This is a genomic window from Hyphomicrobium sp. LHD-15, from assembly GCF_031157355.1.
GTDB lineage: Bacteria > Pseudomonadota > Alphaproteobacteria > Rhizobiales > Hyphomicrobiaceae > Hyphomicrobium_C.
In genome coordinates, this window is record NZ_JAVIFT010000001.1 from 654,890 (window position 1) to 677,105 (window position 22,216).

Sequence of the window (22,216 nt, forward strand, 5' to 3'; positions counted from 1 at the left end):
CGATCAGGCTCCCGTAGCGAGGTGAGCGCCCAGCAGGTCCCACCGGATGGTGTCCGTGATCTCGAACGGCTCGCGGCCGTAGCGCGATGCGAGGGCGCGGAAAAAGGACCGGCGGGCCTCGATCCTCCTTTGCCACTCCGCCTTCAGAGAAGGCCGCATGGCTACGAGGCGGCGCCGGCCAGTTTCGAGATCGGAGAGCTGCATCAACCCCCAGGACGGCAGACGTGCGTTCTCATGCGAGTCGACGAGGCGGATCGGGATCACGTCGTGGGGGCTCAGCGTCTCGAACAGAGCAACGAGCTGATCCTCAGGCAGCAGGAAATCCGAAATGACCAGCACCACGTTGCGCTTGCGTCCGACACGTTGGGCGGCCTCGATCAGTCCCGATGCACCCTTGCGCTCCGGCACGTAGGCGCGCAGCGCGGCGATCATGTCCGTTTCGCCCGCGCGCGAGCGTGTCGGCGGCGAGCCGAGCTCGTCCCTCACCTCTTCGTCGGCGGCGTAGAGCGCGAAGGTGTCGCCGGCGCGGCGCACGGACGTGGCCAGCACCTGGACGAGATCGGCAGCCAGCTTCATCTTGCGCGACGAGCCCTCGAAGGCCATCGAGCCCGAAACGTCGAGCAGAACGGTGACGCCGATCTCGCTCTTTTCCTCGAAGCGGCGGACGTGCAGCGTCCCGAACGGATCGCGCAGAGACTGGCGCAGATCGATGCGGCGCGGATCCCGATATTCGAGGAGCGTCGCAAGATCGCGGAATATGCCACCGGCGCCCGATTGCGTGCTGCGGTGCGCGCCCTGCCGGACCGAACGGCTCCGCCAGACGATCCGGTAGGGCAGATCGACCGGCGCCGGCGCGGCAGTGGCGGCCCGCTCTGTCATGGGACCGGCACCGTCTCGAACAGGGCGTCGACCAGCTCGCGCGCGATGCGATCGCGCCGCAGCTCGTAGACCGGCTCGAAGAAGATGCGATGGGCCATCGTCTCGAAGAAAACCGACCGGATGTCTTCCGGGACGGCCATGGTGCGGCCATCGAGCCAGGCCGCAACGCGCGCGGCGCGCACGAGGTAGCTCAGGCCGCGCGGGCTCGCGCCCGCAGCCACCAGACGCGCGGTATCGACACCCGGGATTTCGATCCCGGCTTCGGCCGGGTTTCGCACGGCCTGCCAGAGATTGACGACATAGCGCTCCAGCGTGTCGCTGGTCTTGATCTCGGTCTGGATCGCGCGGCCGACATCATTCAATTTGTCGTATGCGAGGATGCCTTCCTCGATCGACGCGATCAGGCTGTCGCCATCGTGAAACCGCGTATTGAACGCGAGCTGGCGGCGGGTATCGGCGTCGGCCGGCGTATCGATCGAAATTTCCATGAGGAAGCGATCGCGCGCGGCGGCCGGGAGCTCGAACGTCTCCTCGCGCTCGACACGATTTCGGTCCGCGAACACCACGAGATGCGGGAAGCGGAACTCGCGGTTGAAGGCGGTAACGCTGCGTTCGGCCATGAGCCGCAGCAGAAGCGAGTGGACCTGCGGGCGGGCGCGGTTGATCTCGTTGAAGAAGAAGATCGCCAGATCTTCGCCGGCACGCAAGACCGGCCCCTCGTCGACGCGGGGGCGGCCGTCCTCGGCCAGATAGGTGTGATAGACGAGATCGCCGGGCATGAGGTCGATGGTGCCCTCGATGCGCTCATAGGCTCCGCCCACGGCGCGCGCGGCGGCGCGGAGCAGAGTTGTCTTGCCGACGCCGACATCGCCCTCGAGCAACACGTGCCCACGCGCAAAGAGTGCGATCGTCAAGAGGCGTATGACACGCTCCTGGCCGATCACTGCCTTTGCTATCTCTGTTTCGAACTTCGCTGCCCGGCTGCGCCAAGCGGACAGATCTATACTTCCGGTTTTTTGGCCGGCTTCTCTATTATCGTGCGGCATCGAGACCTCGCGGCGCCGGGAGCCGAACCGGAACCTCGTTGTTCTTGTTCAAAAAGGAGGTGCGGCCGAAGCCGCACCCCAAGAACCCTCGGAGAGGAAGCAGAGCAACTCTTGCAAGCGTGGCACTGCAGCCGAGGAGTTCAAACCCGTCAGAGCTACTGGATCTTCGACACGTCTTGGACCCACTTGCCGGTCTTCTTGAAGTTCGCGGCGCGCTTCGCGTTGCGCGCAGCCTGCGCATCGAGAGCAGTCTGCTGCTTGGCAAGCTCAGCCGGGTTGTGCTTCGGGTCGTACTTCGAGCCAGCGACCTTCTCCGGGTAGCCGGGCTTCGGCTCCCAGCATACGCCGGGGGCTTTGCACTTAGTTCCGTCGTAAGCACCGGCAACGCCAGCGCCTACTGCGAGGATCACCGCGCTGGCGGCGAGCGTCACAAGAGACTTCTTGATCATGGGTCAGTTCCTCCAATCAGCGTCTTCCTACTTCGGGCGGTTTAATCCGCCCTGACACCCGTCTACTTGCAGGGGGCGCTTGGCGGCGCCTTTCCGGCTAGTTGGCGACGGGTACCTTGCACTCGCCTGCATCAGCCGGCTTTGCGCTGGCGTCTGCGGACGTGTGTTCTGTCGGCTTGAACGGCGTGAAGCTCTTCTTCTGCGCGTCCGTAAGCCACTCGGCTTCGGCCACGTCACCCGAATACATGTGACGAATCCAAGCCATGAGTTTCAGCAGGTCATCGATGGAATGATCGTTGTGCGGACCCATCATCCCTTGAGCGCCGCCATAGATCGTCTCGAAGAGGCCTTTGTCAGTCGTGTTCTTCGGATAAGTCCAGTACGCGTCGCCCAGGCCCGGGCCGAGCTTGCCTTCGCCATAGTGACCGTGACAGCCGGAGCAGGCCGTCAGATAGATCTCCTCACCTGCAGGCAGGCATCCCTTGACCTCGGTGTAGAGGTTGACGCCCGTCTCGAGGAAGTGCTTCGCCGCTTCTGTATCCCGTCCCTCCGGTGGAGCGGTGTCAGGCACTTTGAGGTCTTCGCCCGTGATAGTGTGGCGGAAGGATTCCGCCGCTACGCTTCCGGTTGCCAGTACGCAGCCCAAGATAAGTGCTGAACCCCAGCCGAACTTTCTATTCATCATCCTGCAGTCGAACCCGTGTTCTATGGTGCCTAACGTTGATCGTCACGAACGCTCATGAGCGCGGCAAGCCTGCTACGAGCGGAATTCCTTCTTCTTTGAGAATCTCTTCAATCCTCGGCTTGGCCTTGTCGAGCGCAGCATCCAGCGCAGCCAGAAGATCGTTGTCGTCCTTGCGGACGCCGACCGACTGATCGAAATGATGCGGAACCTTCTCGCCGTCACCGCGCACGTTGTTGTCGGGGATGATGGTGAGCGTCAGCTTCTCCGACGCCTTAGCGTAGCGGGCGACTTCCGGTGCGAAATTGATGGCGACATCAGCCGTGCCGTCGGCGACCTCGTTGACCATGCGCTGCGGAGGAATGCGCGTGAACTTGTTGCGCCGGTCCTGGAAGTTGGTCAGCGAGTGCATGTAGTTGAAGTGCTCGCGGAACAAGCCCAGCTTCTCGAGCATGATCTGCGCAGGCGAGCCCGGCGTGAAGCCGATCTTCGAGGCCTTCGCGAGATCGGGGCTCGACCAATCCTTGATGTCGAGCTTGGTATCCTTGCGTTGAATGAAAACGTAAGGGGCGCGGTAGTAGGGCTTTGTCGTCAGGACACGCGGATCGCCGGTGTCCATGCCCATCACCAAGTCGCACATCTTCATGTCGAGCTGGTCGCGCACGAGATAAATGCCAGGGCGCGAGAACCAGACGAACTGCGGTTTGCGGCCCATGCTATCGGCCAGCACGGCCGCGATTTTGTTTTCAAAGCCGGAGCCGTCACGGCTCGAATAGGGAAGCTCGTCGGCCGCGGCGCAGATGCGCAGCACGGACGCGGAATTGGATTCATCCTCGGCTGCAAGGACCGGGGTTGCGAGCAGACCCGCTGCCATCAGGGGCGCTGCCAGCACGCATTTCATGGAAGAGAAGCGGAAGGACGCGAAACGCTTCATGGGTGTCACCTTTGGTTTCCTCTTGGGGTCAAGCTTGCCGTTTCTCTTGCGCCGGACATTCCATCCAGCCTTTGCGGCTTCGGCTCGTGCCGATCTCCATTTGGACGCTTCGATCTGCGCCTCTTGCAGGGACCGGGCTATTTAATGTTTGGGCTTTCGATTTAGGGGGATCGACCGCCGCAGCCTCACTGTCTCGAAGTGGAGAAGCGACACTGCGGCGATCATTCTTTCAGGCTACAAATCAGCCCTTGGTATCGAACTCACCGACCGAGAGGTCGTCGTAGGGGTTCTTGCCATCGAGCGAGAACACCTGGAGACCACCACCCATCTGGGTGTAGTTGGCGAGGTTCTTGAAGGCGCCGACTGCACCGAGACCAGCGGTCGGATCCTGGAGGTCGAACACGAGACCAACGCCCGGCCAGCCACCGACGCCGTACATGATGGCGACGTACTGGGTGCCCTTGTGCTCATACGTCATCGGGTGACCGATCACGCCCGAGGGAAGCTTGTACTTCCAGAGCAGCTCGCCGGTATCCGAGTTGCGGGCCTTGAGGAAGCCATCCAGCGTTCCGTAGAACACCAGGTTGCCTGCGGTGGCCATGGTGCCGCCCCAGACGGAGAAGCGCTCCATCTTGTCCCACTTGTACTCGCCGGTGATCGCGTTGTAGGCCTTGATCTGACCGAGACCGAGGTAGTTCTGACGATCGCCCTTCGGACCCGGATACATCCACAGCGTGGCGCCGACGAAGAACTGGCCTGCGCGGTAGGGAAGCATGAAGGGCTCCCAGTCCATGCAGATGTGGTTGATGCCCATGAAGAAGAGTTCCTTCGTGGGATCGTAGGAGTCGTGGCCCTGGTTGTGGTAACCCATGGCCGACGGGCAGATTTCCTTGCCCTTATGGTCCATGCGGGTGCCGAACTCAGGATCGCGAACCGGGAGACCCGTCTTCAGGTCAACCTGCTTCACCCAGTTGACCGTATCGTCGAGCTTGTTGGCCGAGATCAGGTCGCCGTTCTCACGGTCGAGGGTGTAGACGATGCCGTTACGATCGGGATGGGTCAGAAGCTTGCGCTTCTTGCCAGCCTTGTCCGTCTGCTCCGAGAGGATCATGACGTTGACGCCAGCGTAGTCCCACTCGTCGTGCGGGGTCTTCTGATAGCCGAACTTGGCCTGTCCGGTGTCCGCATCGCGGCCCCAGATGGTCATCGTCCACTTGTTGTCGCCCGGACGCATCGTCTCGTTCCACGGCGCCGGGTTACCCGAGCCATAGTGGAAGAGGTTCGTCTCCGGGTCGTAGGCGTACCAGCCCCAGTTGGTGCCGCCGCCGATCTTCCAGGCGTCGCCTTCCCAAGTTCCCGTGCCGAGGCCCTTCTGGCCGTAGTGCGGGTTAGCCTTGTTGAAGTCTTCGCCGATGCCGACGTCAGCGTCGGGACCGGTTGCGTACACGCGCCAGACCTGCTCGCCGGTCTTGACGTTGTAAGCGGTGGTGTGGCCGCGAACGCCGAGCTCGGCGCCCGAAGAACCGACGAGAGCCAGATCCTTGATAACGTAAGGAGCCTGCGTCAGCGTCTGGCCGACCTTGATGTCGCCGTTCTCAACCTTCCAGTACTCTTCACCGGTCGCAGCGTTGAGAGCCACGAGATGGCCGTCGAGCTGGGTCTTGATGATCAGAGCCGGAACCTTACCGTCGCCCGGCCAGTAGGCCAGACCGCGGTTCACGAGGTCGCAGCAAGCGACCGAGCGAGCAGCCGGATCCTGCTTCGGCTTGTGCTGCCACAGGATGTGTCCGGGATCGTTCAGATCGAGCGCGAACGTGTTGTTCGGGAACGACGTGTGGACGTACATGACGCCATTCACGACGAGAGGCGTTCCCTCATGCCCGTGCAGCAGACCGGTCGAGAACGACCAGGCAGCGCGAAGCTGCTTAACGTTCTCGGTGTTGATCTGCGTGTTGGGGCTGTAGTTCTGTGAGCTGTAGTTCTTGCCTGGCATAATCCAGTTCTCGTTGCTCTTCGACAGCTCGTTGAGCTTGTCGTTAGCAAACGAGGAAGATGCCATGGTGACCACCAGCGCGACGCACGACGCGCCTGCCAGTAGCCCCTTACCCAGGTGCTTCATCATTCCCAAAACCTCGCGTTATCCATCCCAAGGCCGAGACAGTTCTTGCGCTGCTCATCACGGTTAAGCGCGATGGGCCTGCAGCCTGCCTCTATCCAATGTCGCGATGCCTCTTTGACCACGTCGGGAGACACCGCGCCCACGTCCCGATCCGCTGCACTCGCAAGGACTTGTTTTCTTCCTTTGCGACACTGCGTCTCGCGACGTGGGGGCACGCTAGACTGCGACGATCGGGCCGGTCTTTAGTCCAACTGGCAGACATTGACGGGATAAACCGGCAATGCATCCGGGCTTGCCCAGGCAATGGGCAAAAACGTAACTATGTAACGTTATTGTGATCGCAGCGACGCGCTGTCTTGTGTTGTTTCACTTTCATCTCACGCCTGCTTCGGAGCGGTTCCGAAGCCGATAATGGAGGCTCGAACGATCGTGGTGCTCGTTAGTGGACACGCCCGGCGCGCTTTGCGAATTGCGCTGGTCCCCGCCGCGTTCATCGCCGTCGCGTTCCTCGGCGGTTGCGGAGACGAAAGCGGATCGCACAGTGAAGCCGAGCGACGCAGCGTGGCGAAGGCAGCTCCGCACAAGACGGACTGGCTCGAGCTTTCGAGCCCGCTGACGCCAGCCCAATGGCTCGTGAGCCGCGACAAGGACGAGCCTGTGCCGCTCAGCGAGCCGCAGGTACAGCGGGTCACGCGCCAGCTCGCCGTGGCGCACACGCGCTATCGGGAGAGCGAGCGCATGATCGCCAACCGTTCCGTTCAACTCTCGGATATGCTGAAAAAGATCGGGCATACGGAAGATCCCTCGCAGATCCTCGACGATCTCGCGGGCATCGGCGCCGAGGTTGGCCAGACCGAAGGTTTCGGCGCGATTAGCCAGTATTACTTCAATCTCCGCGCCGCGAGCGTTGCGCGCGCGGAGGCCCTCACAACCCTCAAGGCCCGCTACGGGTCGAAGTCTTGATTTCAAGGACTGACTACCAATGGGACTAGCCATGCAAAGCGCCGAGCAGCTCCGTGTGCTCATCATCGACGACCATCCCTTCGTGCTGCAGGGGTGTGCGCGAATCCTCGAGGAAGCGGATGTCGCGCGCGTGCTGCAATCGGGCGGCCTCGCCGACGGCTATCGCCAGTATCGCGCGCACCATCCGCACGTCATCATCGTCGATCTGTCGATCAAGACCGCTGCGCTCGGTGGCCTCTCGTTCGTGCGCAGGCTGCGGCTTCACGACAAGAAGACGCCGATCCTCGTGCTCAGCATGCACAGTGATCCGATGATCATTCGCCGCGCACTCGAGGCGGGCGCGACGGGCTATCTGCTCAAGGACGCGCCGTCGGACGAGTTCCTGAAGGCATTCCACACGGTGCGGACGGGCCGGCCTTATCTCAGCCACGAGGTCGCGTCCGAGATCGCGTTCAGCGAAACGCGGCTCAATGCCAGCCCGCTGCAGGCGCTGACCGTGCGCGAGCTGCAAACGCTCTCGCTCATCGCCGAGGGCAAATCCTATGGCGTGATCGCCGAAGAGCTCAGCATCAGCTACAAGACCGTCGCCAACACCACGTCTCAGATCAAGATGAAGCTCGGCGCACGCAGCCTGCCGGAACTGATGCGGATTGCGATCCAGCATCTGCCGGGACCGTCGGGCCGGCGCAGCAAGGATTGAGAGCGCATTGCGCGAACCAAAAACGGCACCCCAGCGAAGGCTGGGGTGCCGTAAGCTTTTCAGGAACGCTACACAAGGTTCGCGAACGCACGTCAGCCCGGCGCGTTGATCGTGATGTCGGACGGCGTGCTGAATGTTCCGTCGAACAGGCGCTTATCGGAGCCGTCGCCCTTGGTCACGATGTTACGGACCGGAAGGCCCGTCGCCTTATCGATGTAGAGGGTCTGGATATTGGCCGGCTCGGCGGCCTTCGCCGGCTCACCTTTCGCCTTTTCCTCGACGACCGGCGGCAGAGACGCCTTGTAGGCGAGATAGGATTTGCCCTCGAGCGTCGCCTCGCCCAGGCAAGCGTAATCGAGCTGGCTCTTGGACGGCTCGGCGATCGATTCCTTGAGCTGCTTGGCAATCACCTCTGCGAAGTTTGCCGGCACTTCCGTCCAGCCCTGGCCTTGGTTGGACCAGACCTTGTTGCCGATGGCGATGGTTTCCATCTTCTGGGCCTGATCGCCGAGGGCGACGCGCTGGTGCATGCGGTCGGGCAGCACGTAGTCCACGGTCATGTGCAGCGTGCCCTGCTGCTCGTTGACGATCTTCGTCTCAAGCCTGAACCCGCTGCTGCCGCGCAGCTTGGAAAATGCTTTGTCGACGTCCTCCTTGCAGGAGGCTCCGGCATGACCGGCCAATCCAATAGATAGTCCGAGCATGACAATTACACGGATCACGAGCGCTTCTCCCGATTTTTGGTTCTCAAGATTCGCTAGCTCATTGCGCGTCGCAGCCTGCCGTGTCATGGCAGAAACCCCCGGGAGGAATTCCCCAAGAGCAAAAGCAGTCGGCGGCCTCGGCGCCTCGGAGTTGCCGAAATCCGGTCGGGGCAACCCCTTGACCGCCATGATTTCCTCGGTTTCAGGCTCTACGTAGGTGTCCTGGGTTGGTCTTTCTGAGCCTTAGGCACGGCGAGGCCATCCTCACGATGCGGGCGTCTATTTTCGGACGCTCGACACATCTGCGGGACAAGAAACTTTTCGATCCCCAAAACGTTGGACCAAACATGACCCTTCGACCTTTTTCGGTAACCCTCCCCGTACTCGCCGCTTTTATCGCCTCGAGCAGCGTGCCCGCTCTTGCAGGCCGCGTTTTGCCTCCCGACCAGGCCCAACAGGATCAAACTGACGACGGCCAGGGCAAAGACAAGAAGGGCAAGCCGCCTCAGGAAAAGGAAGGCAAGAGGAACAAGGAAGGCAACCGGAACGATGGCCGCGGAAAGGGGCAGGACGGCGGTCCGCCGCGTCGCGACGCGGGTCCGGGACAAGACCAGGATGGGTCTGGCAAGGCGCGTAATCCTGATGCAGTTCGCTCTCCTGAAAAGCAGCGGGCCAGAGACGATGCCCTCAGAGTAAAGCGGGATCCCGAACCGCAGAACTTCATCCAGAGACGGCAGCTCCAGGTCCAGCAGGCAAAAGAGGCAAAAGAAAAGGCCCTCAAAGACAAGCAGGATGCCGATCGCGCGCGCCAGGACGCTGCAAGACAGAAGCAACTCGAAAATCAGCAAGCCAAGGAGAAGGCCGTCCGGCAGAAGCAGGACGCCGATCTCGGGCGTCAGAACGCCGAACGGCAAAAGCAGCTCGAAATCCAGCAGTCCAAGGACAAGGACTTCAAACAGAGGCAGGATTCCGATTTCGCGCGCCAGAAAGCCGAACAGCAGAAGCAGTTCGAGATCCAGCAGGCCAAGGAACGCGCCGCGCGTGAGAACGCAGCCAGAGACCAAGGGGCGCGCGACCAGGCGGGGCGAGATAAAGCCGCCAGAGACAATCCAAGAGACAATTCGCGCGGGGAGCCTGGAAAGGGACAGAACTGGGGCGGTCGTCCGGATCGCTTCCCCGGCAAATTCGACCGCGCGAAAGCCGACAAGGAATTCGAGCGGGCTCGCATTGATGCCCAGCGCCAGCGCAACGCCGGTCCCGGACCGGACCGCTCCGGCGACACCGAAAGATGGCGCGATGGCTCCGACCGGAAGTTCGAAGCATTCCGGCGCGGGCGCAAGGAGCGCGATGTCGGAAATCGCAACCTGATCATCGAACCGGACAAGCGCGTCATCGTGCGGCACAACGACCGCGCGTTCATTCGCCATGACGAAAGCAGCCGGTTGCAGAAAACCGGACGCGAACTCAGGCGCGAGCGGCGCAAGGACGGCACCCTGATGATCGTCACCATGGGTCTGGCCGGTGCGCTCATCTACTCGCTTCAGGACGACGACGGGCGCACGCTCCGCCGCAGCCGCAAAGACCGGGATGGCCGCGAGGTCGTTCTGTTCGACAACCGCCGCTATTACAGCAACCATGGCGGCTCGCAGTTCGGACCCGACCGCTACTACGACAACTATGTCGACCTGCCGCCGCCGGACGTACGAATTCCCCGCGACCAGTACATCGTGGACTACGATCGCGCTTCGCCCGACGACATCTACGATGCGCTCAACGCTCCGCCCGTCGAACGGCTCGAGCGCGGCTATTCGCTGGACGAAGTGCGGAGGAGCTATCCGGTTCTCGAACGCATGCGTCGCGTCGACCTCGATACCATCAACTTCGAGTTCGGATCCTGGGATGTCGGGCCGGATCAATACGACCAGCTCGAACGGATCGCTGGCGCCCTCCGGCGCATCATCAAGAGATCGCCAGAGGAAGTGTTCCTGATCGAAGGGCACACGGATGCCGTCGGCTCGGACATCGACAACCTCTCGCTCTCCGATCGGCGCGCTGAGACGGTGGCCGTGATCCTGTCGGAAAACTTCGGGATTCCGCCGGAGAACCTCACCACGCAGGGCTATGGCGAGCAGTATCTCAAGGTCCTGACGGATGGGCCATCGCGGATCAACCGGCGCGTTTCACTCCGGCGCATCACCCCGCTCCTCTCTCGCGAGGGCTGGAACGACGATTGGGAGAGCTCATCCAGATAGCCTCTTCCGCGGTTTAGAGGCCCCGGGTGCCGGAAATCGGCATCCGGGGCTTTTTTTGTTTGCGCTTGGCGCGTCGGCGGATGAAAAAGCCCCGTAGCCACAGCCGTCATGCGGTCCACCTCGCCGGCCTCCAAGCGATCCTCGATGACCCAAACAAATACCGATCACCCCCTCTCGGGTTTGCGCGTGCTCGATCTCTCGCGCGTGCTCGCCGGGCCGTGGGCCAGCCAGACGCTCGGCGATCTCGGCGCCGAGGTGATCAAAGTCGAGCGTCCGGGACGCGGCGACGATACGCGGAGCTGGGGACCACCGTGGATACCCAATGCAGACGGACGAGAGACGGCCGACAGCGCCTACTTCCTCTGCGCCAACCGGAACAAGAAGTCCGTCACCATCGACATCACCACACCACAGGGACAAGAGCTGGTGCGAGCGCTCGCTGCAAAGAGCGACATCCTGATCGAGAACTTTAAGGCCGGCGCGCTCGCCAAGTACGGGCTCGACTACGCGAGCCTCTCGGCGATCAATCCGCGCCTCATCTATTGCTCGATCACCGGCTTCGGCCAAACCGGGCCGAGCGCGCATCGCGCCGGATATGATTTCTCGATCCAGGGGCTATCCGGATTAATGTCAGTTACGGGTGCGCCGGCAACAGAGCCGGGCAGCGAGCCGCAAAAAATCGGCGTGGCGCTCGTCGACATCCTGACCGGGCTTTACGCGACGAACGGCATTCTCGCTGCGGTCCAGCACCGTCACCGAACGGGACGCGGCCAGCACATCGACCTCGCCCTGTTCGACACCGCCGTCGCGTGCCTCGCGAACCAGGCGCTCAACTATCTCGTGTCCGGACAATCTCCCGAGCGTCTTGGCAACGCGAACCCGAACATCGTGCCGTATCAGGCGTTCGCAACCTCAGACGGGCATCTAATCGTCGCCGTCGGAAACGACGGCCAATTCCGCAAGCTCTGCGATGTGATCGGCGCACCGGATTTAGCCAACGACACCCGCTTCACGACCAACGCGTCGCGCGTTACGCACCGGCCGGAGTTGGTTCCGATTCTCGAGCGACTGTTGCTCGCGCGGACGACGCAGAATTGGATCTCGTTACTCGAACCGGCAGGGGTTCCGTGCGGACCGATCAATAGCGTTGCGCAAGCCTTCGCCGAGCCGCGTGCGGTTTCACAACAGCTTGCGATGATGCTGCCGCACGATACCGGCGTCCTGGTTCCGAGTGTGAGAAGCCCGCTCAACCTGAGCGGCATGTCCGATCCGCCGAGCGCGGCGCCGCCGTCACTCGGGCAGCACACCGAGGCGACGTTGCAAGAGCTGCTCGGCGCGTCGGACGAAACAATCGCGGAATTGCGGGAAAGCAAGATCATCTGATCGCTCTGCGATGCTTGCTCAGCTTGCGATGGGACGCTTGCTTAGGATCGCGCCGATCTCGTCGAGAATGGCCGGATCGTCGATTGTCGCCGGGATTTTGAAGTCGGTCCCGTCGGCGATTTTCTTGATGGTGCCGCGCAAAATCTTGCCCGACCTCGTCTTCGGCAAACGCGTGACGATGCGCACCGTCTTGAAGGCGGCAACAGGGCCGATCCGCTCGCGCACCAACGCCACGACTTCGCTCTCGATATCCTTGGCGTCGCGCGTAACGCCGGCCTTCAGCACGATGAAGCCAATCGGCAGTTCGCCCTTTAGCGCATCCGCCGCGCCGATCACCGCGCATTCGGCCACGTCCCTATGCGACGACAGAACCTCTTCCATCGCTCCCGTCGAGAGGCGGTGACCCGCGACGTTGATGATGTCGTCGGTACGGCCCATGATGAAGAGATAGCCGTCAGCATCGCGGTATCCGGCGTCGGCGGTTTTGTAGTAGCCGGGGAAATGATCAGTGTAACTTGGGCCGAAACGCTCTTCCGCATTCCACAGCGTCGGGAAGCAGCCCGGCGGCAGCGGCAGCTTGACGACGATGTTGCCGAGCTGGCCATCCGCGACCTCGTGCCCGTCCTCGTCGAGCACGTGGACATCGTAGCCCGGCATCGGCACCGTCGGCGAGCCTGGCTTCACAAGTAGAGCCCCGAGCCCGATCGGATTGGCGGCGATCGCCCAGCCGGTCTCCGTCTGCCACCAGTGATCGATCACCGGAACCCCGAGAGCCCATTCCGCCCAGCGCACGGTGTCAGGATCGGCTCGCTCACCGGCCAGAAACAGTGTGCGTAGCTTCGACAGACTATAGTTGGCGATCAAGGCGCCTTGCGGATCTTCCTTCTTGATCGCCCGCAATGCGGTGGGCGCCGTAAAGAGGGCCGCCACGTTGTGCTCGGAGACAACGCGCCAGAACGCACCGGCATCGGGTGTGCCGACCGGCTTGCCCTCGTAGATGAGCGTGGTGCTGCCGTTCAGCAGCGGGCCGTAGATGATGTAGGAATGCCCCACTACCCAACCGACGTCGGAAGCGGACCAGAATACCTCGCCGGGCGCAATGCCGTAGACGTTCTTCATCGTCCAAGCCAGCGCAACCATGTGGCCGCCGGTGTCGCGCACGACGCCCTTCGGCTGGCCGGTGCTGCCGGACGTATAGAGAATGTAGAGCGGGTCCGTCGCGTCGACGGGAACGCACATCGCCCTGCGACCCTCGGCGCGTGTCTTCGCGACGAGATCTGCCCAATCCAGATCACGGCCCGCTTGCAGCGTGGCTTGCTCCATCGGCCGCTGCAGGACGATGCAATGGGACGGCTTGTGCGTCGCCATCTCGATCGCGGCATCGAGCAGAGGCTTGTATTTGACGACGTGCTTGGGCTCGATCCCGCAGGATGCCGAAACGATAACCTTCGGCTTGGCATCGTCGAGACGCACGGCAAGCTCGTTGGCCGCGAAGCCGCCGAACACCACCGAATGGATCGCGCCGAGGCGAGCCGTTGCCAGCATCGCGATCGCGACCTCCGGCACCATCGGCATATAGATCACCACGCGATCGCCCTTCGACACGCCGAGGCCAGCCAGCGCAGCCGCGAAGACCTCGACCTCGTCGAGCAACTGCGCGTAAGTCAGCGTGCGTTTGGTTCCGGTGACGGGGCTGTCATAGATGATCGCGGGCTGCGCACCGCGCCCGGCCGCGACGTGCCGATCGATACAGTTGTAGGCAGTGTTGCACTCGGCCCCGACAAACCACCGCCCGTAGGGGCCGATATTCTCGTCGAAGATCCGCTCGGCCGGCTTGAACCAATCGACAGCTTTCGCCGCCTCGGCCCAAAAGGCCTCGGGATTGGCGCGCCATCCGTTGTAGACGTCCCAATATCTGCTCATGCACGTGTTTTCGTTGTTGGCCGCCCCCGAAGCAGCACTCTGCTCCGGGGCCGATCTCACGCCCGCATCTAGATGCTGTCAATCGCTTCCGCGGACTCTGGCAGGATCTGGCCGCCATCCACGACTATAGTCTGGCCGGTAATGTAGGACGCCTCCTGCGAAGCCAGGAACAGGGCGGCATTACCGATGTCCTCGACCCTGCCGAGACGCTTCAGAGGAATGGCCTTCGCCATGCCGTCGAGATAGCTCTGGCCGAGATCCTGTAGACCTTCGGTTATAATGTTGCCGGGCATCACCGCGTTGATGGTCGTGTTGTAGCGCGCAAGCTCCATGGCCGCAGTGCGGAGGAAGCCGAGCTGGCCCGCCTTGGAGGCACCGTAGTGGGACCAGCCCGGATAGCCGGTGATCGGCCCGGTGATCGATGACGTCACGACCACGCGTCCCTTGCCGGCCTTCTCGAATACCGGGATGCACGCCTTCACGCACAGGAACGTGCTCTTGAGATTGGTATCGAGCACCTGATCCCAGTCTTCCGGCGACAGCTCGATGATCTTCTTCTGCGGGAATACGCCGGCGTTGGCGCAGAGGATGTCCACTGTGCCGAACGTTTCGACGGCCGTCGCGACGAGCCCCTGCACGCTCTCCCAATTGGAGACGTCGGCTGCGTGCGCGATCGCCGCGCCGCCCGCGTGGCGGATCTCCTTTGCGGTCGCTTCGGCGTCCGCCAGGCCGCGGGCCGCGACGACCACTTTTGCGCCCTTGGCCGCGAACACCTTGGCGATGCCTTTTCCGATGCCTTTGGAACCGCCCGTCACGATGACGCTCTGGCCGGCAATTGAGGTCAGCATTCCCAAATCTCCCGTATCAATCCGAAGAGTTGCGCGTAAAGCGGTTGATCAGCGGCGGCAGTGCCAGCGCGATCGCGACCAACACGATGGAGGCCGCGACCGAAAGCATGCCAACTGTCGGCACCAGCGGCGAATAGCCGGATACCATCTTGGCGTAGAGCCATTCCGGCAGCGTCAGATCCGCGCCCGTCGTGAACAGCGACAGCGGAAAGTTGCCCCAGCTCAAAAGGAACGAAAACAAACCGGCGGCTACCACGCCCGGCATCAGCAGCGGGAGGGTGACCTCACGCAGGATCTGCCAAGTTGAGCATCCCATGTCGCGGGCCGCCTCCTCCAGCGCCGGATCGAAGCTGTAGGCGCGGATGGCTATGATCAACGTTGCAATCGGGGCGATCCAGACGAGGTGGGCGATGATTGCCGTGTGCCATGTGGGCGTGATCCCGACGGCGTTGAACCACATCAGGAGCGCAAGCCCCAGCACCGACTGCGGAAAGAAGATCGGCAGCAGGATGAGCTTCTGGTAGAGGCGCCGATAGCGCCACTGATAGCGCGCAAACGCGAGCGCGCCGAAGAAGCCAAGCACCATCGAGATCACGGTTACAATCGCGGCGACCTGAAGCGAGATCCAGAGCAGGTCGGAGACCGTCCCGCTCTCGAGCGCCTGGGCATACCACTGCGTCGTATATTGGCGGATGGGGAACGACAGATAGCGCGACGTCGACACTGACGCGAAGCCGATGGCAACGAGCGGAAGGTAGAGAAACGCCAGGATCAGGATGCCATAGAGATAGAGGCCGATCCGACCAACGTTAGAAGGATGCATCAGCGCTTCCTCCCCATGATGGCGTCGAGATCGATGCGCGTCACGCCGAAGATTGCGAAGCTGCCGACGACGGCGATGAGCGTCATGGCGAGCGCAGAGCCCAGCGGCCAGTTCTGGCCATAAGTGAACGACCGCTCAATCTCGTCGGAGATCACGATCACCGCGCGCCCGCCGAGCAGCTTCGATTCCGCGATGGCGCCGGCCGTCAGCACGAACGTGATGAGGCATCCGACGGCAATACCGGGCGCAGACAGCGGCAGCTCCACCTCGCGGAAGATCTGCCATCGATTGGCCCCGAGATCGAAGGCGGCCTGGCGCGCATCGTCCGGCACCATCGCGATGCCCTGCGCGAGCGGAAACAGCATGAAGGGCAGATAGACGTAGACGAGGCCGAAGATGATGACCGGAACGTTGTAGAGCAGCCCATCGAAGGATTGCCCCGTCCAGCTTCGCCAATAGCCCTCGATCAGGCCGCCTTTCATCAGCGTCAGAACCCAACCAAACAGGCGGATGTTCTCGGAGACGAACAGCGTCATCACCACGCCGATAGTGAGCACCAGCGTAAAGCGGCCGAAGACCTTGGCCATGGCGAACGCCAGCGGCCAGCAGATAACGAAGAGGATGAAGGTCGCCGCGAACGCCATTGCAAGGGAAACCAGAAGAGACTCCCAATAGCCCTCCTGGATCATGAGGGCATAGGATGAGAAGTCAGGCAGGTTGGCGAGCGAGAACACCTTCTGCGGCATGATCGAGAAGGCGGCGACAACGCACAGCGGCGCCAGAAAGCCGGCAGCCAGAAAGACGACGACCGGCAGAGCGCTCAGAACTCCGAGGCGCTGATTGATCCGCTCCACGCTACGCCTCCTGGATGAGATGCGCGCGATCGAGATCGAACCCGACCCCCATGCTTTGCCCCGGCTCCCAGGTGACCCGGTTCTCGCGCGACAGCTCCACGGTCACCTTGTAGCCGCTCGCCAGCCGCACAAGATATTGCACGCGCGAGCCGAGCAGATACTCGGACTCGACGATGCCGGTGGCCATCACATCGGCGCGTTCCCCCGGCTTCAGCAGGCGCACGCTTTCAGGCCGCGCCATGAGGTCGCCGGAGAAGCCGGGACGCAGACCGCGTTTTGCGGCTGCGGCGGGATCTACAGTGACGTGCTCGAAGGAGACGGTGCCCCCGTTGCCGTTTGCGCGGAACAAGTTCACCTCGCCCATGAACTCGGCGACGAACCGGCTTTTCGGCTTGGCGTAGATTTCTTCTGCCGGGCCCAATTGCTCGAAACGTCCCGAGCGCATGATCGCGATGCGATCCGACATCACCATCGCCTCTTCGAGGCTGTGCGTAATGTAGATGAAGGTTTTGCCGGTGCGCTGGTGAAGGTCCTTGAGCTCCTTCTCCAGCATCTTGCGGAGCCGGAAATCGAGCGCGGACAGCGGCTCGTCGAAGAACAGGATCTCGGGATCGAACGCGAGCGCGCGGGCAAGGGCAACACGTTGACGCTCGCCGCCCGAGCATTGCTGAATGCGCTTGCCGTAGTAGTGCTGAGGCAGCCGCACCAGATCGAGCAGCTCTAGCGCTCGCGCGCGACGCAGCGCCGGATCGACCCCACGTATCTTTAGGGGGAATTCGATGTTCTCGCCGACGGAGCGATGAGGAAACAACGCCAGAGACTGGAACACCATGCACGTCGGGCGCTTGTTCGCAGGAACGTTGTCGATCCGGCTGTCCCGCAGCCAGATTTCGCCGCTGGTCTGCTCCTCCATGCCGACGAGCAAGCGGATCAGCGTGGTCTTGCCGCTGCCGGACGGGCCGACGATGGCGAGAAACTCGCCGTCGTCCACCGTGAGATTCACCGAGTCGAGGGCGGTAAAGCCATCGAACGTCTTCTTGAGATCGACAACGCGAAGGATCGGTTGCGCATTCATGTGTGTGGGTCTTAACGCCTCGGCCTGACGGGAAAGGTCCGCCTTCCCAGCAGGAAGGCGGACCGGTGCTGCAATGTTCATCGACGCTTCGCCGCCGTGTAGATCTTGAGAAGGGCGTCGTAGTCGGGAACGACCGAGAAATCGGCAGACCGCGAAAGCTCTTCCGACAGGCTGTCCCACTGGATCGCGTCAAGCTCGGCGTTGTTCCAGAGCTTGAAGATTGCCGGATCGCCCATCTGGCTCACCGGATTGTAGGTGCCTTCCGCGAAACTGACGGCCTTGGCGATTTCCGCCTTCTGCACGAACTCCAGGAAATCTTCCGCAAGTGGACTGACATCGGGGTTATTCACGACCGACGTCAGCTCGACCCACACCACGCCGCCCTTGCCGTCGACGGGACCGCTGTTAGGCGTGATCGCGCGAATGTTGTTGGCGCCGTCGAAGCGAGCCGGGCTCGCGGTATAGGTGCCACCGGTAAAATAGGCGTCGATCTCGCCGTTGATGAGCGCCGTGTTCATCGCGACAAGATCGTCGCTCAGCATCTTGGCGCCACCGAACACCGTCTTCGTCGCTTCCGTGAACTTCGTGACGCCGTCGTCGCCCACAGCCTTGAACGGATTGACACCCGCCGTGAGGCACAGATGGATCACGTTCCAGTTGTCGTAAGTCAGAACGCCGAAGCGCCCCTTCATGGCCGGATCGAGGAACAGCGACCAGCCCTGATCCTCGGCAGTCTTGCGGCTGATCTTGTCGGTGTTGACGACGAAGCTGAAGGGGCCGTAGCGCTGCGGCATTCCGATCAGCTCACCGCTTTCGGCGAACGCCAGCGGATAGGGCGCCGAGAACTCAGGCGACATCTTCGAGAAGTAAGGAAGGAAGCGCTCCTTGCTCAGCGGCTTGATGAGCTTTTCGGGAAAGAGCTGCTGGCGCGCCCACGGCTGGTTGACGTTGATGAGGTCCCAGACTTTGAGCTCACCTGCGCGGAGCTTGTTGATCATGTCCGGATCGGACGTGCCGCTTTCGGCGCGCGCCGTTACGCCAGGAAAGGCTTTGCGGAAGGGACCCAGCACGTTGTCGGTGTTGTAGCCCTCCCAGCACAGGATGTTCATTTCCTTGTCGCGCGCAGCAAACGCCGGGCGTGCAGCTCCGAACGCGGCTAGGCCCGCGCCGGCCCCCAAATACTTCGTGAACTGACGACGAGTAAGCTCCATGAAACCTCTCCTGGGACCATAGTCCGTGTTTCCCCTAGAAAATTTCCGGGGCCTTTTGCGGCCCTCGTCTTGATCCGCACGCGCGCGTTTTCGCGTCACGACGGAGTGAGCGTAGGATCAACGTGAAATGTTGCAGAACGCAAGCATAATGTTGCGGATCGCAGAAAATTTCTTTATCTCCATGGAAGCGGACAGTCAGGGCGCGACCAATGGCAGGACTTTACGAAGACGCTTTCGTCGAGCAGTTGCGACAGGGCCTGGCGGGCCTGACGCGGGAGTGGGGACTTGCAAAGGATTGCACCGTAACCACGCTGAATATCTCGGAAAATGCCACGTTTAAGGCGGTCGATCCGAGCACCGGCGCGCCGGTCATTCTGCGGGTTCACCGGCCCGGCTATCACGCCCCCGACGAAATCGCCTCGGAGCTCAACTGGATCCTCGCGCTGCGCGACGAAGGTATTGTTGCAACTCCAAAACCGTTGGCGCGCAAAGACGGTGGCTACATCGGAAGCATGGTCGCCGCCGGCGACGTGCGCCATGTCGTAGCCTTCGAGTTCATGAGCGGTTCGGAGCCAGCCCAAGGCGACAGCATCAAGCCCGGGTTTCGCGAGCTCGGACGGATCAGTGCCCGCCTTCATCGCCATGCGCGGACGTGGCAACGGCCAAACGACTTCCGCCGCAAGACGTGGAATTTCGAAAGCATGCTCGGCTCGGCGCCGCTGTGGGGCGACTGGCGCGAGGCACTCGGCCTTGAAGCGGACGGCCTGGCCGTTCTGGAGCGGACGAGCCGCTCGCTCCAACAGGCGCTCGCCACGTTCGGCGAAGGCCCCGAGCGTTTCGGCCTCGTGCACGCAGATCTGAGGCTCGCCAATCTCCTCGTCGACAGCGATCGCCTCGGCGTCATCGATTTCGACGACTGCGGGTTCAGCTGGTTCATCTACGATTTCGCGTCCGCCGTAAGCTTTTTCGAGGACGATCCCATCGTTCCCGAGCTTCAGGACGCCTGGGTCGAGGGCTATCGCTCGGTCGAGCCTTTGTCGGCAGCGGACGTGGCTTTCATTCCCACGTTCGTGATGCTGCGCCGGCTGCTCTTGACCGCGTGGGTGGCAAGCCACGCCGAGACACCCACTGCGCAGGCGCTCGGCACAGCGTTCACGGATGGCACCGTTCGACTTGCAGATGCGTTTCTCTCGAAATCAGAGCGGTAGGTGCTCGCAAACATGAGCAAGAAGAACAAAAACGCACTCGGTGGAGCGCGGCAAATTCTGGACATGAATGCGTTCGACGCGGGCGCGGAGGCCACCGAGCGCAACCCGCTGCTCGAGCGACGCCTTGCAAACGTCGGCGCCGCCACGGTGCTGTTCTACAAAGAGCCTCTGGAGATCGTCTCCGCGAGCGGCTCCTGGATGACGGCCGCAGACGGCAAACGCTATCTCGATTTCTACAACAACGTTCCGTCCGTCGGACATACGCATCCGCGCGTGGTTGCCGCGGTGACGGACCAGATCGCCCGCCTCAACATCAACACGCGCTATCTCAACAGCGTCGTCGATCTTTATCTCGACGCGCTGAAGGCGACCTTTCCCGCCCCGCTTTCGAACGTCGTGCTCTCGTGCAGCGGCAGCGAGGCGAACGATCTCGCGGTTCGGATTGCGGCCGCCGCTTCGGGCGGAACCGGCATCATCGTCAGCGAGAACGCCTACCACGGCAACACGTCGATCATTTCGGAGATCTCTCCCTCGGCACTGAAGCGGGGCAATCTGCCGGATCACGTGGTGACAGTTCCTGCCCCTTCTCATCCAGGACAGAGCGGCTCGATCGAAAACGCTTTCGCCGCCGACGTCAAACGGGCGATCGCCGAACTCGAACGTCGCGGACACAAGTTTTCGGCGTTCGTCTGCGATTCGATCTTTTCGAGCGACGGCGTTTACGCCGATCCGCCGGGCTTTCTGCGCAAGGCTATCTCGGAAGTTCGCAAGGCGGGCGGGCTCTACATCGCCGACGAAGTCCAGCCCGGCTTTGCGCGGACGGGAGACGCGTTCTGGGGCTTTGCGCGGCACGACGTAACACCTGATATCGTGACCATGGGCAAACCCATGGGCAACGGCTTTCCGATGGCGGGGCTCGTCACGCGGCCGGAGTTGCTCGAACGTTTCTGCGAAGACACCGGTTATTTCAGCACCTTCGGCGGCAATCCGGTGGCGGCTGCGGCCGGCATGGCAGTGCTCGACGTCATCGCCGACGAGCAACTCCAGAGCAACGCGCTGCGGCAGGGCAACCATATCCAGGAACGCCTGCGCGATCTCGCGACCAAGGACGATCGCATCGCCGACGTGCGCGGCGCGGGCCTTTTTCTCGGAATCGAACTCAGCCAACCCGGCGAGAAGGATCAGCCGAACGCCGAGCTGGCGTCGAGCGTCATCAACGGCCTCAAGGATCGCGGCGTGCTGATCGGTGCCGCGGGCCGCTTCGGCAATACGCTGAAGGTGCGCCCGCCGCTGTCGCTCTCCCAAGACGAAGCCGACATCTTCGTCGACAGGCTCGCAGATGCGCTCGCCGCCTCCGCTTGAAGGCGCGAAGATCGCTCACCGACGGCGTCAGTCGGCCTCGGCGATCTTCACCTCGACCTCGGCGGTCTGCATCGCTTTGAGAAGCGCGCTTTTCGGCGCCTGATCGGTGACCAGGAGATCGATTTGACTCCAGCTCGCATAGCGGGCGGTGAACATCTGATCGAACTTGGAGCCGTCCGCCACGATCATGCGGCGGTTGGCCCGCTCGATCATCCCGGAATAGACGTCGGCCATCTCGATCAAGGCGTCGCTTGCGCCGTCGGCGGCAAGACCACTCGCGCCGAGAATGACCCATTCGGCGTTGTATTGCTCGAGAAAGCGGAGTGTTTGGGCGCCATACATCGCGCCCTCACCGGCATGAAAAAAGCCGGGCGTCATGAGAATGGTGATGGTCGGATTGGCGGCCAGGGCGGTCGCGATCGCGAAAGAATGCGTGATGACGGTGATATTCTGCATGCTCGACGCCATCCGCCGGGCGACATGCAGCGTGGTTGCGCCCGAGCCGATGATGAAAACCCGCCCGCCCTCGCAGGTCTGGCACGCCGTCTTGGCAATCCGCGTCCGCTCCTCGACGAGAAGACTGTGTCGCTGCGCAACCGAAGGCTCCGCGGCTTTCCGCAAAATGGCGCCGCCGTAGGTTCTGCTGATTACGCCGCGGCCGGTCAGCTCATCGAGGTCCCGGCGGATGGTCTCGGTGGTGACGCTCAGTGCCTCGGCAAGCTCGCTCACGCGCAGCGTCGGCTGATCGGACAGCAACGAGACGATCTCGCGCTGGCGCACACTTTTCTTGCTCATGTCTTG

Annotated in this window: 20 protein-coding genes; 6 read left to right on the forward strand and 14 right to left on the reverse strand. The window is 62.4% G+C overall.

All coding sequences use genetic code 11. The features are described from left to right. Nucleotides 1-3: 3 nt before the first annotated feature. From RCO24_RS03025 to RCO24_RS03050, 6 genes are all read right to left on the reverse strand, one after another. The gene (locus tag RCO24_RS03025) at nucleotides 4-879 is read right to left on the reverse strand and encodes a DUF58 domain-containing protein (protein WP_308959922.1); all 876 of its coding nucleotides are present in this window, start codon (nucleotides 877-879) and stop codon (nucleotides 4-6) included. Then, nucleotides 876-1,925: a MoxR family ATPase gene (locus tag RCO24_RS03030; protein ID WP_308959923.1), complete on the reverse strand. Its 1,050-nt coding sequence runs from the start codon at nucleotides 1,923-1,925 to the stop codon at nucleotides 876-878. The genes RCO24_RS03025 and RCO24_RS03030 overlap by 4 nt, the downstream gene beginning before the upstream one ends. Nucleotides 1,926-2,080: 155 nt before the next feature. After that, complete coding sequence (locus RCO24_RS03035) at nucleotides 2,081-2,374, reverse strand: methanol dehydrogenase (protein ID WP_308959924.1); 294 nt, start codon at nucleotides 2,372-2,374, stop codon at nucleotides 2,081-2,083. Nucleotides 2,375-2,471: 97 nt separating this feature from the next. Further along, entirely contained in the window at nucleotides 2,472-3,059 is a 588-nt protein-coding gene (gene moxG / locus RCO24_RS03040; RefSeq protein WP_374990906.1) for a cytochrome c(L), periplasmic, read from the reverse strand. 52 nt (nucleotides 3,060-3,111) lie between these two features. Continuing rightward, nucleotides 3,112-3,990: a methanol oxidation system protein MoxJ gene (gene moxJ, locus RCO24_RS03045; RefSeq protein ID WP_308959925.1), complete on the reverse strand. Its 879-nt coding sequence runs from the start codon at nucleotides 3,988-3,990 to the stop codon at nucleotides 3,112-3,114. 241 nt (nucleotides 3,991-4,231) lie between these two features. Beyond that, nucleotides 4,232-6,049 (reverse strand): methanol/ethanol family PQQ-dependent dehydrogenase, encoded by a 1,818-nt coding sequence (locus tag RCO24_RS03050; protein ID WP_374990923.1) that lies wholly within the window; start codon nucleotides 6,047-6,049, stop codon nucleotides 4,232-4,234. A 471-nt stretch (nucleotides 6,050-6,520) separates the two neighbouring features. Here RCO24_RS03050 and RCO24_RS03055 point away from each other — a divergent pair, with 471 nt between their 5' ends. Continuing rightward, nucleotides 6,521-7,072, forward strand: coding sequence for a hypothetical protein (locus RCO24_RS03055; RefSeq protein WP_308959926.1), 552 nt, complete (start codon nucleotides 6,521-6,523; stop codon nucleotides 7,070-7,072). Between the two features lie 19 nt (nucleotides 7,073-7,091). After that, on the forward strand, nucleotides 7,092-7,772 hold the full coding sequence (locus tag RCO24_RS03060) for a response regulator transcription factor (RefSeq protein WP_308959927.1): 681 nt from the start codon (nucleotides 7,092-7,094) through the stop codon (nucleotides 7,770-7,772). Nucleotides 7,773-7,864: 92 nt separating this feature from the next. Here RCO24_RS03060 and RCO24_RS03065 read toward each other — a convergent pair whose 3' ends face one another. Further along, on the reverse strand, nucleotides 7,865-8,494 hold the full coding sequence (locus RCO24_RS03065) for a hypothetical protein (protein WP_308959928.1): 630 nt from the start codon (nucleotides 8,492-8,494) through the stop codon (nucleotides 7,865-7,867). Nucleotides 8,495-8,823: 329 nt separating this feature from the next. Between RCO24_RS03065 and RCO24_RS03070 the strand changes: the two genes are divergently transcribed. Together RCO24_RS03070 and RCO24_RS03075 are read left to right on the forward strand one after the other, a co-directional pair. Further along, nucleotides 8,824-10,728: an OmpA family protein gene (locus RCO24_RS03070; protein ID WP_308959929.1), complete on the forward strand. Its 1,905-nt coding sequence runs from the start codon at nucleotides 8,824-8,826 to the stop codon at nucleotides 10,726-10,728. Nucleotides 10,729-10,872: 144 nt separating this feature from the next. Next, nucleotides 10,873-12,111, forward strand: a complete 1,239-nt coding sequence (locus RCO24_RS03075) for a CaiB/BaiF CoA-transferase family protein (protein ID WP_308959930.1) — start codon at nucleotides 10,873-10,875, stop codon at nucleotides 12,109-12,111. An 18-nt stretch (nucleotides 12,112-12,129) separates the two neighbouring features. On the opposite strand, the gene RCO24_RS03080 is transcribed toward RCO24_RS03075, so the two are convergent. From RCO24_RS03080 to RCO24_RS03105, 6 genes are all read right to left on the reverse strand, one after another. Continuing rightward, the gene (locus RCO24_RS03080) at nucleotides 12,130-14,034 is read right to left on the reverse strand and encodes a propionyl-CoA synthetase (protein WP_308959931.1); all 1,905 of its coding nucleotides are present in this window, start codon (nucleotides 14,032-14,034) and stop codon (nucleotides 12,130-12,132) included. A gap of 68 nt (nucleotides 14,035-14,102) precedes the next feature. After that, a complete protein-coding gene (fabG, locus tag RCO24_RS03085; RefSeq protein WP_308959932.1) occupies nucleotides 14,103-14,882 on the reverse strand; it encodes a 3-oxoacyl-ACP reductase FabG in 780 nt (259 codons plus the stop codon). 16 nt (nucleotides 14,883-14,898) lie between these two features. Then, the gene (locus RCO24_RS03090) at nucleotides 14,899-15,705 is read right to left on the reverse strand and encodes an ABC transporter permease (protein WP_308959933.1); all 807 of its coding nucleotides are present in this window, start codon (nucleotides 15,703-15,705) and stop codon (nucleotides 14,899-14,901) included. Then, nucleotides 15,705-16,559 (reverse strand): ABC transporter permease, encoded by an 855-nt coding sequence (locus tag RCO24_RS03095; RefSeq protein ID WP_308959934.1) that lies wholly within the window; start codon nucleotides 16,557-16,559, stop codon nucleotides 15,705-15,707. The genes RCO24_RS03090 and RCO24_RS03095 overlap by 1 nt, the downstream gene beginning before the upstream one ends. 1 nt (nucleotide 16,560) lies before the next feature. Continuing rightward, nucleotides 16,561-17,634, reverse strand: a complete 1,074-nt coding sequence (locus RCO24_RS03100; RefSeq protein WP_308959935.1) for an ABC transporter ATP-binding protein — start codon at nucleotides 17,632-17,634, stop codon at nucleotides 16,561-16,563. A gap of 77 nt (nucleotides 17,635-17,711) precedes the next feature. Continuing rightward, nucleotides 17,712-18,845: a PotD/PotF family extracellular solute-binding protein gene (locus tag RCO24_RS03105; protein WP_308959936.1), complete on the reverse strand. Its 1,134-nt coding sequence runs from the start codon at nucleotides 18,843-18,845 to the stop codon at nucleotides 17,712-17,714. A gap of 209 nt (nucleotides 18,846-19,054) precedes the next feature. Here RCO24_RS03105 and RCO24_RS03110 point away from each other — a divergent pair, with 209 nt between their 5' ends. Together RCO24_RS03110 and RCO24_RS03115 are read left to right on the forward strand one after the other, a co-directional pair. Next, complete coding sequence (locus RCO24_RS03110) at nucleotides 19,055-20,053, forward strand: phosphotransferase enzyme family protein (protein ID WP_308959937.1); 999 nt, start codon at nucleotides 19,055-19,057, stop codon at nucleotides 20,051-20,053. 12 nt (nucleotides 20,054-20,065) lie between these two features. Continuing rightward, nucleotides 20,066-21,415, forward strand: coding sequence for an aspartate aminotransferase family protein (locus RCO24_RS03115; RefSeq protein WP_308959938.1), 1,350 nt, complete (start codon nucleotides 20,066-20,068; stop codon nucleotides 21,413-21,415). Between the two features lie 27 nt (nucleotides 21,416-21,442). Here the strand turns inward: RCO24_RS03115 and RCO24_RS03120 are convergent, their stop codons facing one another. Beyond that, nucleotides 21,443-22,210: a DeoR/GlpR family DNA-binding transcription regulator gene (locus tag RCO24_RS03120; protein WP_308959939.1), complete on the reverse strand. Its 768-nt coding sequence runs from the start codon at nucleotides 22,208-22,210 to the stop codon at nucleotides 21,443-21,445. Nucleotides 22,211-22,216: the final 6 nt, after the last annotated feature.

Excerpts from the sequence above, each read along its gene's own strand:
- RCO24_RS03025 (WP_308959922.1), bottom strand. The coding sequence starts at position 879 with ATGACAGAGCGGGCCGCCACTGCCGCGCCGGCGCCGGTCGATCTGCCC.
- RCO24_RS03120 (WP_308959939.1), bottom strand. The coding sequence starts at position 22,210 with ATGAGCAAGAAAAGTGTGCGCCAGCGCGAGATCGTCTCGTTGCTGTCC.
- RCO24_RS03075 (WP_308959930.1), top strand. The coding sequence starts at position 10,873 with ATGACCCAAACAAATACCGATCACCCCCTCTCGGGTTTGCGCGTGCTC.
- moxG (WP_374990906.1), bottom strand. The coding sequence starts at position 3,059 with ATGATGAATAGAAAGTTCGGCTGGGGTTCAGCACTTATCTTGGGCTGC.
- moxJ (WP_308959925.1), bottom strand. The coding sequence starts at position 3,990 with ATGAAGCGTTTCGCGTCCTTCCGCTTCTCTTCCATGAAATGCGTGCTG.
- RCO24_RS03110 (WP_308959937.1), top strand. The coding sequence starts at position 19,055 with ATGGCAGGACTTTACGAAGACGCTTTCGTCGAGCAGTTGCGACAGGGC.
- RCO24_RS03035 (WP_308959924.1), bottom strand. The coding sequence starts at position 2,374 with ATGATCAAGAAGTCTCTTGTGACGCTCGCCGCCAGCGCGGTGATCCTC.
- RCO24_RS03115 (WP_308959938.1), top strand. The coding sequence starts at position 20,066 with ATGAGCAAGAAGAACAAAAACGCACTCGGTGGAGCGCGGCAAATTCTG.
- RCO24_RS03100 (WP_308959935.1), bottom strand. The coding sequence starts at position 17,634 with ATGAATGCGCAACCGATCCTTCGCGTTGTCGATCTCAAGAAGACGTTC.
- RCO24_RS03030 (WP_308959923.1), bottom strand. The coding sequence starts at position 1,925 with ATGCCGCACGATAATAGAGAAGCCGGCCAAAAAACCGGAAGTATAGAT.
- RCO24_RS03090 (WP_308959933.1), bottom strand. The coding sequence starts at position 15,705 with ATGCATCCTTCTAACGTTGGTCGGATCGGCCTCTATCTCTATGGCATC.
- RCO24_RS03055 (WP_308959926.1), top strand. The coding sequence starts at position 6,521 with ATGGAGGCTCGAACGATCGTGGTGCTCGTTAGTGGACACGCCCGGCGC.
- RCO24_RS03070 (WP_308959929.1), top strand. The coding sequence starts at position 8,824 with ATGACCCTTCGACCTTTTTCGGTAACCCTCCCCGTACTCGCCGCTTTT.
- fabG (WP_308959932.1), bottom strand. The coding sequence starts at position 14,882 with ATGCTGACCTCAATTGCCGGCCAGAGCGTCATCGTGACGGGCGGTTCC.
- RCO24_RS03080 (WP_308959931.1), bottom strand. The coding sequence starts at position 14,034 with ATGAGCAGATATTGGGACGTCTACAACGGATGGCGCGCCAATCCCGAG.
- RCO24_RS03105 (WP_308959936.1), bottom strand. The coding sequence starts at position 18,845 with ATGGAGCTTACTCGTCGTCAGTTCACGAAGTATTTGGGGGCCGGCGCG.
- RCO24_RS03050 (WP_374990923.1), bottom strand. The coding sequence starts at position 6,049 with ATGGCATCTTCCTCGTTTGCTAACGACAAGCTCAACGAGCTGTCGAAG.
- RCO24_RS03060 (WP_308959927.1), top strand. The coding sequence starts at position 7,092 with ATGGGACTAGCCATGCAAAGCGCCGAGCAGCTCCGTGTGCTCATCATC.